At 59.5% G+C, this 13888-nt stretch carries 11 protein-coding genes; 8 read left to right on the top strand and 3 right to left on the bottom strand.

What is annotated here, in order from left to right; all coding sequences use genetic code 11:
* Positions 1–81: 81 nt before the first annotated feature.
* The 4 genes from IPM49_17495 to IPM49_17480 all read left to right on the top strand — a co-directional run bounded on the left by IPM49_17495 (position 82) and on the right by IPM49_17480 (position 3510).
* Entirely contained in the window at positions 82–1497 is a 1416-nt protein-coding gene (locus IPM49_17495; GenBank protein ID MBK9276316.1) for an arginine decarboxylase, read from the top strand.
* A 91-nt stretch (positions 1498–1588) separates the two neighbouring features.
* The gene (locus IPM49_17490) at positions 1589–2563 is read left to right on the top strand and encodes a deoxyhypusine synthase family protein (protein ID MBK9276315.1); all 975 of its coding nucleotides are present in this window, start codon (positions 1589–1591) and stop codon (positions 2561–2563) included.
* Between the two features lie 7 nt (positions 2564–2570).
* Positions 2571–2969 carry a DNA primase gene (locus IPM49_17485; GenBank protein MBK9276314.1) on the top strand — a complete coding sequence of 133 codons (399 nt, stop codon included), beginning with the start codon at positions 2571–2573 and terminating at the stop codon, positions 2967–2969.
* Positions 2970–3078: 109 nt separating this feature from the next.
* The gene (locus IPM49_17480) at positions 3079–3510 is read left to right on the top strand and encodes a VOC family protein (protein ID MBK9276313.1); all 432 of its coding nucleotides are present in this window, start codon (positions 3079–3081) and stop codon (positions 3508–3510) included.
* Between the two features lie 18 nt (positions 3511–3528).
* On the opposite strand, the gene IPM49_17475 is transcribed toward IPM49_17480, so the two are convergent.
* Entirely contained in the window at positions 3529–3924 is a 396-nt protein-coding gene (locus IPM49_17475; GenBank protein MBK9276312.1) for a hypothetical protein, read from the bottom strand.
* 126 nt (positions 3925–4050) lie between these two features.
* Here IPM49_17475 and IPM49_17470 point away from each other — a divergent pair, with 126 nt between their 5' ends.
* The 4 genes from IPM49_17470 to IPM49_17455 all read left to right on the top strand — a co-directional run bounded on the left by IPM49_17470 (position 4051) and on the right by IPM49_17455 (position 10639).
* Complete coding sequence (locus IPM49_17470; protein MBK9276311.1) at positions 4051–5478, top strand: MBOAT family protein; 1428 nt, start codon at positions 4051–4053, stop codon at positions 5476–5478.
* A 2-nt stretch (positions 5479–5480) separates the two neighbouring features.
* A complete protein-coding gene (locus IPM49_17465) occupies positions 5481–7880 on the top strand; it encodes a hypothetical protein (protein MBK9276310.1) in 2400 nt (799 codons plus the stop codon).
* A gap of 158 nt (positions 7881–8038) precedes the next feature.
* The gene (locus tag IPM49_17460; GenBank protein ID MBK9276309.1) at positions 8039–9439 is read left to right on the top strand and encodes a glycosyltransferase family 39 protein; all 1401 of its coding nucleotides are present in this window, start codon (positions 8039–8041) and stop codon (positions 9437–9439) included.
* A gap of 129 nt (positions 9440–9568) precedes the next feature.
* A complete protein-coding gene (locus IPM49_17455) occupies positions 9569–10639 on the top strand; it encodes an IS3 family transposase (GenBank protein MBK9276308.1) in 1071 nt (356 codons plus the stop codon).
* Positions 10640–10713: 74 nt separating this feature from the next.
* On the opposite strand, the gene IPM49_17450 is transcribed toward IPM49_17455, so the two are convergent.
* Together IPM49_17450 and IPM49_17445 are read right to left on the bottom strand one after the other, a co-directional pair.
* The gene (locus tag IPM49_17450) at positions 10714–12144 is read right to left on the bottom strand and encodes a family 16 glycosylhydrolase (protein ID MBK9276307.1); all 1431 of its coding nucleotides are present in this window, start codon (positions 12142–12144) and stop codon (positions 10714–10716) included.
* A gap of 155 nt (positions 12145–12299) precedes the next feature.
* A complete protein-coding gene (locus IPM49_17445; GenBank protein MBK9276306.1) occupies positions 12300–13880 on the bottom strand; it encodes a SprB repeat-containing protein in 1581 nt (526 codons plus the stop codon).
* Positions 13881–13888: the final 8 nt, after the last annotated feature.

The raw sequence follows: 13888 nt of genomic DNA, 5'->3' as shown, positions 1-13888 counted from the left end.
CACCACCCGCCGCACCCGTCCTCACCCCGGGGATGCGGCCACCTTCGCACACACCGACCCGCCCATCCGCTCCATCCACGCATGAAGACCCGCTACATCGACCTCATCGAGCAGACCTTCGACTTCCCGAAGGACGAGTTCGGTCTGGACGGCGACCGCCTCACCTGGAACGGCGTGGACCTGGTGCCGCTGCTGGAGAAGTACGGCACACCGGTGCGGGTGACCTACCTGCCCAAGATCGGCGAGAAGATCGACCTCGCCCGGAACAGCTTTGCCAAGGCCTTCAAGGAGCACGACTACCAGGGCGAGTACACCTACTTCTACTGCACCAAGAGCAACCACTTCAGCTACATCATCGACAAGGTGCTGGACAAGGGCGTGACCCTGGAGACCAGCAGCGCCTATGACCTGGAGATGATCGAGCTGCTGCTGGAGCGCGGCCGCATGCCCAAGGACGCCGTCATCCTGTGCAACGGCTTCAAGGACGAGCGCTACATCCGCAACATCGGCCGCCTGGCCAACGCCGGCCTGCGCGTGGTGCCCATCATCGACAACATGGCCGAGATCTACCAGCTGGACGAGGTGATCACCGGCCCCTGCGACATCGGCATCCGCATCGCCGCCGAGGAGGCCCCCAAGTTCGAGTTCTACACCAGCCGACTGGGCATCGGCTACAAGGACATCATCCCCTTCTACATGCGGAACGTGAGCAAGCAGCGCAAGTTCCGCCTGAAGCTGATGCACTTCTTCATCAACACCGGCATCACCGACACCGCCTACTACTGGAACGAGCTCAGCAAGTGCGTCAACGTGTACTGCGACCTCAAGAAGCTCTGCCCCACCCTGGACACGCTCGACATCGGCGGCGGCCTGCCCATCAAGAACAGCCTCAACTTCAGCTTCGACCTCGACTACATGATCGGCGAGATCACCGGCCGCATCAAGGACATCTGCGCGGAGAACAAGGTGAAGGAGCCCCACATCTACAGCGAGTTCGGCAGCTTCACCGTCAGCGACAGCGGCGCCACCTTCTTCAGCATCGTGCACCAGAAGAAGCAGAACGAGAAGGAGCGCTGGAACATGATCGACGGCAGCTTCATGACCACCCTGCCCGACACCTGGGCCATCAGCAAGCGCTTCATCATGCTGCCGGTGAACAACTGGGCCGACGAGTATGAGCGCGTGTTCCTGGGCGGCATGACCTGCGACAGCGACGACTACTACAACAGCGAGCAACACATCAACGCCATCTACCTGCCGCGCTTCCGCGAGGACCGCCGCCAGTACATTGGCTTCTTCAACACCGGCGCCTACCAGGACACGCTGGGCGGCTTCGGCGGCATCCAGCACTGCCTGATCCCCAAACCCAAGCACGTGCTGCTGGACCGCGCGCCCGACGGTTCGCTCACCGACCGCCTCTTCGCCCCCGAGCAGAGCGCCGAACGCATGCTGCAGTTGCTGGGCTATCTGCCCGTCGAGGAGCCGGTCCGCAAGTAGCCGGTCGCCATCCGCACCGTCCACGCTCCGCTTCTATCTTTCGCCCCGTCGCTCCACACCCACCCACCGGAGCCCGCCCAACACCCCCCTGATGAGCGCACGCCCCATCTCCGCCTTCCTGGAGAAGCACTTCCTGCACTTCAACGCCGCCGCCCTCGTGGATGCCGCCAAGGGCTACAAGGCCCACAAGGCCGCCGGCCGCAAGATGCTCGTGTCCCTTGCCGGCGCCATGAGCACCGGTGAGCTCGGCAAGATCCTGGCCGAGATGATCCGCCAGGGACAGGTCGACATCATCAGCTGCACCGGCGCCAATCTGGAGGAGGACGTGATGAACCTGGTGGCCCACGACCACTACGAGCGCATCCCCCACTACCGCGACCTCACCCCCCAGCAGGAGCGCGACCTGCTGGACCGCGGCATGAACCGCGTCACCGACACCTGCATCCCCGAGCACGAAGCCTTCCGACGCCTCGAGAAGCATGTGCTGGACCTGTGGACCGCCGACGACAAGAGCGGCAACCGCCGGTTCCCGCATGAGTACTTCTACGCCATGATCAATTCCGGCGTGCTGAAACAGTACTACCAGATCGACCCGAAGGACAGCTGGATGGTGGCCGCCGCCGAGCGCAACCTGCCCATCATCTGCCCGGGCTGGGAGGACAGCACCCTGGGCAACATCTTCGCCGGGCACTGCATCACCGGGGACTGCAAGCCCTCGATGATGAAGAGCGGCATCGAGTACATGATCTGGCTGGCCGACTGGTACACCCGCGAGGCCGGCCGCGAGGGCATCGGCTTCTTCCAGATCGGCGGCGGCATCGCCGGCGACTTCCCCATCTGCGTGGTGCCCATGCTGCACCAGGACCTTCAGCGCGAGGAGGTGCCCTTCTGGAGCTACTTCTGCCAGATCAGCGACAGCACCACCAGCTACGGCAGCTACAGCGGTGCCGTGCCCAACGAGAAGATCACCTGGGGCAAACTGGACATCGACACCCCGAAGTACATCATCGAAAGCGATGCTACTATTGTGGCCCCGCTGATCTTCGCCTACATCCTGGACATGTGAGCACCCCATGCAACGCCTGATCCGCTCCTTCAACACCCTCACCGACGAGCTGCGCGAGAAGCTGCAGGAGCAGTATCCCGACGGCATCGACAATTCGCACATCCGTGCCATCAGCACGGCCAAGGGCGAAACGCTCCGCGTGATCGAACTGCGCACGGCCGAGGCCATCTACCTGATCAAGATCAACCCCGAGAGCCGCGCCGAGATCGAGGAGTTCCTCGACCAGGACGACGGCGCCGCCGCCGTATCCGACGACATTGAAGCCGAGGGCCTGGAGGGCGGCGACGAGGAGAAGGACGATGCGGACGATGCCGGGGAGGAGGAGGACGCCGACGAGGGGGAGGACGACGATGCGGACGAGGATGACGGCGGTGACGAGGACGGGGCCGACGACGACGAGGACTGACCGGGCGGCAGCAGGCCCACCAACCGGGCGCTGCTCATAACCCGCACCCGAGGGCCTGTGCATCCGCGCAGGCCCTCGGTACTTTCGGGCGACCCTCGCCCCACCCACCATGACAGGCATCTTCCACCTCGCCTTCGCCACCACGGACCTCAAGCGCATCAAGGCCTTCTACGGCAAGTTCCTCGGCTGCAAGGAAGGCCGCAGCGCAGCGACCTGGGTGGACTATGACTTCTTCGGCCACCAACTGACGATCCAGGAGGTGCCCAAGCTGATCAAGACCGCCCGCATCTACAACCCGAAGAGCCCGGCCTCGCCCACCGGTGTGCCCAGCGACCACTGGGGCATCGTGCTGTCCATGAGCGACTGGAAGAAGCTCCGCGACAAGCTCAAGAAGGTGGGACATCCCTTCTTCATCGAACCCCGCACCGTGATGAAGGGCGAGGTGGGCGAACAGATGAGCCTCTTCATCGAGGATCCCGACGGCCATGCCATCGAGTTCAAGGCCTTCGCCGACCCCGATGCGGTCTTTCAGCGGGGCTGATCGCCTCGGTGCTGTTGATCAGTAGGTGCGCGCTGCCAGCAGGCGGCCCTCCGGGTCGTACTGCGCCCCGTCCACCAGCCGCCCATCGCTGAACCGCAGGTGGCCCGAGTTGCCATTGAACGGGTCGCGAAGCTCCCAGGTACCGGTGCGAGCGCCCCGGTCGAACTCCGCCCGCGTCAGCACCACACCGTTCGCGGCGAACTGCTGCCACACACCATCGCGACGTCCGTCGCGGAACGCGCCCATCTCCTTCACGCGCCCGCTCTCGAAGTAGGTGATGAAGTGCACCGCACCACCCTCGCGGTACAGCGTGCTCTTCAGCCGGCCATTCGCATGGTGTTCCTGCTTGAGCAACTCCTGTGCGGTCACCGGCGCGAACGCTGCGAAGGCGAAGAGGACCAGAAGGGTGCGCATGGCGGGTTCGTTTACCGGTTGAACGTCCGAAAGGTAAGGATCGTTTCACCACAACTTTACATTGCCTTAACATGACATTCCACCGGCACCGGTGGATGACGCGGTCTACTTTAGCCGCCCGCGGCCATGGTCTTCAGTTCGCCGGTCTTCCTCTTCCTCTTCCTTCCGCTGACGTTGCTGGCGGTATGGCTTTTCGGCCGCCGGGGGCAGAACACGGTGCTGCTGCTGGCCAGCCTGCTGTTCTACGCCTGGGGGGAAGGGGCCTACGTGCTGCTGATGCTGGCCACCGTGCTGGTGAACCATCTGTGCGGCCTGGCGATCCAGCGCGGTGTGCGCCCCCGCCTGTGGGTGGGCGTGGCCGTCGCCCTCAACCTGGCCACGCTCGTCGCCTTCAAGTACGCCAACTTCCTGGTGGACAGCCTCAACGCGGTGACGGCCACCTTCGGCCTGGCCCCGGTGGAACTGGCCCCGGTGCACCTGCCCATCGGCATCTCGTTCTTCATCTTCCAAGGGATGAGCTACGCCATCGACGTGTACCGCGGCACGGCCGAGGTGCAGCAGCGCCCAGGCCCCCTCGCGCTCTACATCAGCCTCTTCCCCCAGCTCATCGCCGGCCCCATCGTGCGCTACCAGGACGTGGCCCGGCAGATCGTCGACCGCACCACCACCCTGCCCGGCTTCGCCAGCGGGGTGCGCCGCTTCATCGTGGGGCTGGCCAAGAAGGTCCTCATCGCCGACCACTGCGCCCGCATCGCCGACGGGGTCTTCGCCGTGCCGGCGGATGAACTGCCGATGGCGAGCGCCTGGCTCGGCACCGTGGCCTACGCCGTGCAGATCTACTTCGACTTCAGCGGCTACAGCGACATGGCCATCGGCCTGGGCCGCATGCTGGGCTTCGAGTTCCTGGAGAACTTCGACCGCCCGTACATCGCCCGCTCGGTGCGCGAGTTCTGGCGGCGCTGGCACATCAGCCTCAGCACCTGGTTCCGCGACTACCTCTACATCCCGCTGGGCGGCAGCCGCCTGGGTACGGGGCGTACCTACCTCAACCTCTTCATCGTCTTCCTGCTCACCGGCCTGTGGCACGGCGCCAGCTGGAACTTCGTGGTGTGGGGCCTGGTGCACGGCCTCTTCCTGGTGATCGAACGCGCCGGCCTGGGGCGGGTGCTCGAACGTGCGCCCCGCCTCGTGGGCCACATCTACACCCTGGCGGTGGTGCTGATGGCCTGGGTCTTCTTCCGCATCACCGACCTCACCGAGGCCTGGCACACCATCCTGGCCATGGTGGGCGCCATCCCCGGCGATGCTGAGCTGAACCCGCCCGCGCTCTTCATCAACCACACCACGCTCACGGCCCTGGCCATCGGCGTGCTCGGCGCCCTCAACGCCCACGCGCTCGTGGGCCGCTTGACGGGCCTGCGCCGCACCGAGCCCCACCTGCCCGGCGGTCTGCGCGGTGCCGTGGAGGCCATCGGCCTGTTGCTGCTTTTCGTGGGCGTGGCCATGGCCGTGGCCAGCACCACCTTCAGCCCGTTCATCTACTTCCGCTTCTGACCATGGACCCCGCCGTTCGCCGCTTGTGGCTGCCCCTGCTGGGCGCCTGCCTGGCGTTCTTCGGCGCCTGGTGGGCCCTGCGCGTGGAGCCAGCCGAGCCCGGCCTGCGGGTGGACCTGGAGGTGACCACCACCTACGCCGACACCTACACGCTGTTCTGGGACGATGTCACCTATGTCTACGACGCCGGCCGCATGCGCACGGCGGAAGCCCACGCCGACGCCGCCCGCCAGCACCTCCGCTTCACCCTGCCGCCGGAGGTGACGCGCGTGCAGGGCCTGCGCATCGACCCCGCCACCGCCGCCACCGAACAGCTGCTGCACGCCGTGGTGCTGCGCGGCCCCTACCGCACCGTGCGCCTCGGGCCCGACCGCATCGCCGAGCTCTTCGCCCCCACACACCAGCTGAAGCCCTTCAGCGTGGACACGGTGCGCGATGCCATCCGCCTGGTGGCCACGGGCGATGACCCCTACCTGAGCACCACGCGCGACATCGCCGACCTCACCGCCGAGGCCATGGACCCCGTGCGCCCGGTGATCCGCCCCTTCGCGCTGGCCGCCGTCGCTGGGGTGCTCTCCTTCCTGCTGCTCACGCTGCTGCTCCGGCCCCGGCGCAATGAGCGCATCCATTGGACCGACGCACCACCACCACGGCTCGCAGTGCCCGCGCGTCGCAAGGTGCTCGCCCTGCTCATCGCCGCCGCCGCCGGCACGCTCGCCATGGGGCTCGCCAACGGCATCCACTTCAAGGACCGCGCGGTGCATGTGGAGTTCGACCTGGTGGCCACCCACCGGGACAACTTCCAGGTGTTCCACGCCGCCAAGCCCGGCGCCTTCAAGGAAGGCTTCTATGTGAACACCTCGCTCAGCGGGTCGCCCCGGCCCCAGCTGGTGAGCTTCCGCATGCCGGCCGACACCTCATACGGCTTCCTGCGCTTCGACCCGGGCAACATGCAGGACAGCCTGCTGATCCGCGGCATGACGCTGCGCTGCAACGACGAGCGCACGACCTTCACCAGCGCGGAGCTCTTCGACCTGTTCGGCACCAACGAGCAGGTGCGCATCAAAGAAAAGACGGAACGCGGCCTGCGCCTGGTCTTCAGCGGCAACGACCCCTTCCTGTACTGTGACACGGACCTGCGCTCGCGGGTGGAGGACCTGCAGGAGCGCTCGGGCAACGGGCCGCTGCCATTGTGCATCGGCCTGGTCACCGGCCTCTTCGCCCTGCTGGGCGCCTGGCGCTCACCCGCCCTGGACCACGCGGCCCGCAACGCCCGCCCCACGGAGGCCGCGCTGGCCGGCGCCTTCGTGCTGCTGCTCTGGCTGCCCCTGCTCGCCGACTGGCTGCCCATCGAACCCTATCTGGAGGACACCGAGAAGCGGCCCCTGGCCGAGAAGCCGCTGGCCCGCATGCACTCGCTGCAACAGTTCCCGGCGAAGTACACCCGGTACTACGGCGACCACTTCGGCTACCGCAAGCTGCTCTTCCGCTGGAACGCCCTCTTCCACACCTACGTGCTGCGCTCATCGCCCATGCCGGACAACGTGGTCTTCGGCAAGGACGGCCACCTCTTCCTGATGCGCAAGGGCGTGGTGGACCAGTACCGCAACCTGCCCATCTTCAGCGAGAACGAGCTGCAGTTGATCTGCGAGCGCCTGGAGAAGCGGCGGCGTTGGCTGGCCGAACAGGGCATCAGCTACTACCTCACCGTGGCGCCGATGGCCAGCACCATCTACCCGGACAAGCTGCCGGACAAGTACGCCCCGCTGCCCGGCCGCACCAGCGGCCTCGACCAGCTGATCACCGCCCTGCGCGAACGCACCGGCGTCAGCTTCATCGACATGCGCGCACCGCTGCGCGAGGCCCGCGCCGTGCGCGACCCCTACTACACCACCGACATCCACTGGAACCCCTGGGGCGCCTTCGTGGGCTACCGCACGCTGATGGACCGCATCGCCCGGGACCACCCCGCGGTGGGCGCCCCCTGCCTGCCCGAGGACTACATCGTGGAGGCCGACACCAACGACCAGGGCGACCTGGCCCTGCAGCTGGCCATCAACGACAAGCTCACGCGCGTCACCTACATGATGGTACCCAAGCAGGACTTCCGGGCGCGCGATCTGGCCGAGGAGGAGCTGCCCGCCTCCGCCTTCTTCAAGTACCGCCCGGTGTTCAAGCAGGGACCCGACCCCGAGGCGCCCAAGCTGCTGATGTTCCGCGACTCCTTCGCCGTGTACCTCATCCCCTACCTCAGCGAGCACTTCAGCCGCAGCGTGTACGTGTGGTCACCGGTCTTCATCCCCGACATCGTCACCCGCGAGAAGCCCGACATCGTGGTGCAGGAACTGCTGGAGGTCTTCATCACCGACCTGAGCCACGACAAGGTGCGGGAGGATCTGTGAAAGGAATCCGACATATTCGTAAACCTGAATCCGATCCGGCCGCAGTCCGCTCTTCTCAAAAGCGACGAGTTCTACACCCATAATCAGCAACCAACACGCTGTGCAGATGAGTACGCGCTATGATGTCAGACAATGGGAGCTATAACATGATTTAAACAATGAAGAAAGAATTCAATATCGCCCATGTTTGGGTGTTCCTTCTCTTCATTTTCAGGCTCCACGGCATCACTAACCCACCGCTTGAAACATCGCACCACTGGCGACAGGCCACAGTAGCCATGGTGGCGAGAAATCTTGTTACGGACAACTATGATGTGTTGCATCCACGCATGGACACCGCAGGTGAACTCAGCGGTATCACAGGAATGGAGTTCCCACTCCTTAACCTCCTGATAGCGTTCATGATTACTATTGCAGGTCCAGCGCATTGGTATGGTCGATTGATAGTTCTATTCTTCTCAACATTTGGTTTAATATCGTATCACTCGCTCATTGAGAGACGTATGAACAAGACCACTGCATACTATTCGACTATTTTATTGTCCGTTTCTCTGTGGTTCATGTATAGCAGAAAAATTATGCCGGATGTGTTTTCCATATCTCTTGTTATCATCGGCCTTGAACGAATTGACTTCTATATCGATAGACCACGGCAGTACCGTCAACTTATCGTCGGCTGTCTTTTCATTGCACTGGGTCTTCTCAGCAAAATAACATCAGGTTGCCTGCTTGCAGTCCTTCCCATTTTCCTCCATCGAACTATTAAGAATGTAAAATTCATTTTCTTCTTACTTGTTCTAGTCTTGATTTCCTGCACCCCGGCCCTCTGGTGGTACTTTGAATGGGTTCCCCGACTAGTAAAAGATTACGGGTATTGGCATTTCTTTATGGGTAAACCCCTGCGTGTAGGACTAGGTGAGCTAATGGGCAATCTAAATCGCACATTCGACAACTTCTATTTCGACGCCATGCGCTATAGTGGCTTCATTGTGTTTTTGTTCGGATTCTATCACATGATTAGTAGAAAGTTAACCGGACTAATAGGCACTTTCTGTCTTATATCATGCGCTTTTTCGTACGTGATGCTCCGCTCGGGGAACACGTTCTGGATGCACGCCTACTATGTACTCCCATTCATCCCAGCAATGACTCTTGTGGCCGGGGCTGGAATGGCAGCACTGAAACGCAAATACCTCGCACCGTTTCTATTGGCAATCGTCATTATTGAGGGCATCATGAACCAGTATCACGACTTCCGAATCTCTCCTTCAAATGCATACATGCTATCTCTCGAGCAAGATGTCAAAACAATAATTCCAGCAAATTCATTGGTAATAATAAATAGTGGTAACATACCAACACCAATGTATTTCTCGGCACGCCGTGGTTGGACAATTAGTAATGTCGCTTTAAATTCCGCGAGCACAATCGACTCACTCCGAGCCCTTGGTGCCGAATACTGCATATTGGTCGACAGGGCAAGCGAAAAATCCGCTCCTTGGTCTACGGTTCTTTCCCGTGACGAATACACAATACAACGTGATATTTCAATACCCTAGTCCTTAGTGTAAGCTTCCCCAAGGTTCGGCCAGGTGATAGTGGAGGTCAGGCGGTTTTCCCCGGCCCCTTCAAAGGCCTGGGGGAAAACCGGCTGACCGGTCGGGGGCTACCTTCAACCGATCGTAGCCATGAGAAAGACCAAGTTCACCGAGCATCAGATCGTCTCGATGCTCAAGCAGCATGAGGCTGGTGCCAAGGTGGCCGACATCTGTCGGGAACACGGCATCAGCAACGCCACGTTCTACCAGTGGAAGGCGAAGTATGGCGGCATGGATGCCAGCCAGCTCAAGCTGGTGAAGGAACTCCAAGAGGAGAACAGCCGCCTGAAACGCATGTATGCGGAGCTGAGCATGATGCACGACTCCCTCAAGCAGGTGGTGGAAAAGAAGTGGGGGTCTGACGAGAAGCGCGAGATCGTGCAGGCCCTTATCACCGAGCATGGACACACCCAGCGGCAAGCGTGCCGCATGGTGGGTCTTGCTCGCAGTACCGCGCAATACCGCAAGCATCCGCCCGACGACACGATGGTGATCGGCGCATTGGACGACCTGGTGACCAAGCATCCGGCCATTGGGGTGTGGCAGTGCCATCACCGCATACGCCTGATGGGTCATGTGTGGAACTTCAAACGTGTCTACCGGGTGTACACCGGCATGGGGCTCAACATCCGTCGGCGGACCAAGAAGCGCCTGCCTGCACGCGTGAAACAGGCCTTGTTCCAGCCACAGGCCCCCGACCAGGTATGGAGCATCGACTTCATGCACGACACCTTGTGGGATGGCCGCACCTACCGCATGCTCAACGTCCTGGACGACTACAACCGCGAAGTGCTGGCCATGGAAGTGGACACTTCTTTGCCTGCCTTGCGTGTGATCCGCGTGCTTGAACGCCTGAAGGAACAACGCTCACTGCCGGCCATGATCCGCGTGGACAACGGGCCGGAGTTCATCAGTGCCAAGCTTGACCACTGGTGCCGAGAGCACAAGATCACCCTCACCTACATCCAGCCCGGCAAGCCCACCCAGAACGCTTACGTGGAGCGTCTCAACGGCAGCATACGCCGTGAGCTCCTCGGCGCCTACGTCTTCCGCACACTCGAAGAAGTGCGCTTGCGCACCACCGAGTGGATGTACGACTACAACCATCTTCGGCCTCACAAAGCACTCGGTTACCGGCCACCTGTGCTCATCCAACCCTAACAACAAATGCCCCTGAGACCTCCAGTTATCGCTGGCCCGACTTTAGGGGAAGCTTACACTGCTTACAAATGTTCTCAGTACCCTAAGTTTGTAACAACTAACCGCAAACTGGCTGCCGGAATTTTTGAATCACGTGTAATCAACTGAACCTGATAGACACCACTCGACAGGGCGGAAATGTCAATAGATATTCCATTCCCAGGCCAGGTTCCAGCTTGCACTTCACGTCCGTAATTATCTGATACTATGTACACAAGTTCCCCTTCAATCGCGCTCTCAACGGGTTTATAATTGATCATGTCGATGTAGAAGCTCGTTGTAGCTGGATTTGGTTCAATCACATAGGATACTGGCATTGTTCGCACTAGGTCATCCTGTACTAACTTCATCGTTGCACTTTCGCCGTCGTCGGTGGGCGATTCCACAACCATGCCTGCCCCCCCGCATGAAGTTTCGCCAATCCGGAGCAAACACCAGGAATAGGCATCGGCTTCGAAACCGGCATTCAAAGTTATCCTATCCTCAGCCACTAGCTCAATTTGCTCTCCATAGCCAAGTGTAATATTGCCAACTGTTTCGAACGATGTACCGTGTTGTACGTTGTACTCGGATGTTAACTCTAAATCACCGTGATCATTAATGATGCTATTCCCCTTGCATGACACAGGTCTAAAATAACGAATGTAGTCGACTTTCATCTCATTCGGACCCCATGGGAAGCTTCCATTCTGCAGACGCCCTAGTGCAATATTGAAAATAATTTCGCCTGGATGGAGGGGATATCTATGATCAACCGTTCTGAGGTACGCCGCATTCAGAGTAAGTGATTCGCAATCAACGAGTTGGGAATTTAATTGGAGAATTCTAGGTGTTACCCGATAAGGACTGCCGTTTAAATACCAAGTTATATTGAACCGATCCCACAATAATCCGAATGTCAACCATCCATCGGCGCAGCTTGACGGCAGTGCAGCACTATAGCCGCAAGCCCATTCATCGCTAAGGCATCCACACCCTCTATCTCCAACATGGGTTGTCATGGACCATGCGCTGCATCCTTGCGTACCACCAAAATCATTAACAGGTACGTTAAATTCGAAAATATCCACTTCAGTTACATGTACATTCGGCACCCACGGTTCCTGCCCATATATCCACCACCCGGGCCAAACCCCATCATACAAAGTCGGTAGCCATACCTTCGCATCGTAGTATCCATAGCTGTATCTGAAATGTGAATCTATCTCACCAGAAGTAAATTCCAACTGAACATTCGCGTTATCCTCGCTATCGTAACACGAATTAGGCTCGTATTGATGTATTATATGAAGAGACCCGTTGTTCACGACAACCTGATCTTCTTGATAACACTGAATCTCTACATCGTGGTTTCTAATGCGTCCAGTTCTGACATTCCATTTAGAATAGTCAAGTTCCAGACCATCAAATTCGTCACTGAACACTTGCATATAAGGCACGCTACAATCAGGAAGTTGACTATACATGAAGGTGTGCGCATTTCCGCACGTAACGGTTTGTGCCTGCGCAAACCCACGCGTTGGGATGAGATGCAAGCAACAGATGCTCGCCAACCTAAAAAAATAGCCGTGATGGTACATCTTTAGATGCTGGATTGCAACTTATAGGCCCGACGTGCAAATTATTCGAGTTCGCTTATTCGTTTTTCAAGTTGAATAATGTATAGTGTCAATTCTTCAATCTTAGCCAGGAGAATTGCGTCTGTTTGTACAACGTCCAAACCGTTATCCACCATGGACGAAGCCGATGGTACACCAGGTAGATGGCCATATTTCTCAATGTACGAGGCTACCTCATCTAAGTCAGGTAAACAATAATCAGCTTTAAAAATGTGATCACTCCATTGCGTCGTTGACCTTATCGCAACCTTCACCTTTTCGGTCAATAGACCTCCCTGCACATAGAGTCTATAACCGTTGTCCGGCGTAGTAACGTCGTCTCCAATCCGCACGCGCCCATCACTTAAAACTGCGAAATCGTCGCCAACATTCAACAGGGAGGAAGGGTCACCCACATCTCCAACTGTCAGCTTACTCGCATGCAATCCGCCGCCCACACGCACCCGCATGTCCAAGGATGAAGGTTGGTTATCGCCAATACTCACATTGCCATCATTCCAAAGAGTCAAGCTGCTCGCTTCGGGTGAGTCACCATGCTGGTCAGTATAGTAGAAAATCAACCTGCTGAAATCCGGGCCGGGGTTGTGCAAATGCCAGAAACCGTCATCGTTCGGATCGCTTGTCCTACGTCGTAATGTCAACCAATCATTCCAACCTGTCTTGATCGTCAACGCACCCGCCATTGGGAGTTGATCAATCTCCTCTCCCAGTGCGGCGCGTCCATCATCGGAAATAATCATTCTTAACAGATTATTGGTCTTGATCCACAGTGACGAATTATCCCGAGTGCCCAAAAAAGCCGGAGTCCCTATTGACGTAACCAAGTAGTTCCCATCAGTTCGCCAAAAGGGATAAACGTCATGGGGCATCAATGACTCCGAGAACGGAAAAACCTCGACCAAGCCACCACCTGAGGACTTGAGTATTCCATCACCGAGACCACTGAGTTTCACTTGTCCAGTCCCCAATAGGCGCAGTCGCTCGATGCCATTGCTCTTGAACACCACATCCTGGTTGTCGCTGGTGCCGAAGTAGTGCGGCCCAGGGATGGTACCGGCATTCCCGTTCATGGTCCAGTCGTTGCGCTGCGGTTCGCGCAGGATCAGGGTGATGCCGGCCGCTTCGCAGCCGTTGGCATCGCGCACCACCACGGTGTAGTCCCGCGCGCCCAGTCCGCTGCGATCCTCCACGGTGGAGCCGTCCCTCCATTCGTAACTGTACGGCGCCACACCACCGATGGCCCCCGCATCGATGCTGCCGTTGTAGCACGAGTGGCAGCTCACGTTGAAGTCGTTCGGGTATTCGAAGGCCGTGGCTGTCCCCACCAAGAGTTCCGGCTCGCTCAGGGTGATCTCCCGTACCACATAGCCCGTGTCGCTGTCGTACACCGCCACGCGGTAGTACCCTGCGGCCACACCGAAGATGTCCTGGGTATTGGCACCCGTGCTCCACTCGTAGGTGTAGGGCGGTGTGCCGCCGGAAACCGTGAGGTCGATGCTCCCATCCTTCCCGCCGAAGCAGGAGATCGTGAAGCCGTTGTGGTCGCTGGGGTCGAGCTGTACACTGAGGACTTGGGCGCTCATCCCTTCAG

This window comes from Flavobacteriales bacterium (assembly GCA_016715895.1).
Lineage (GTDB): Bacteria > Bacteroidota > Bacteroidia > Flavobacteriales_F > PHOS-HE28 > PHOS-HE28.
Note: the sequence above shows the minus strand (reverse complement) of the source record. Positions and strands in the feature narration are given on the sequence as shown.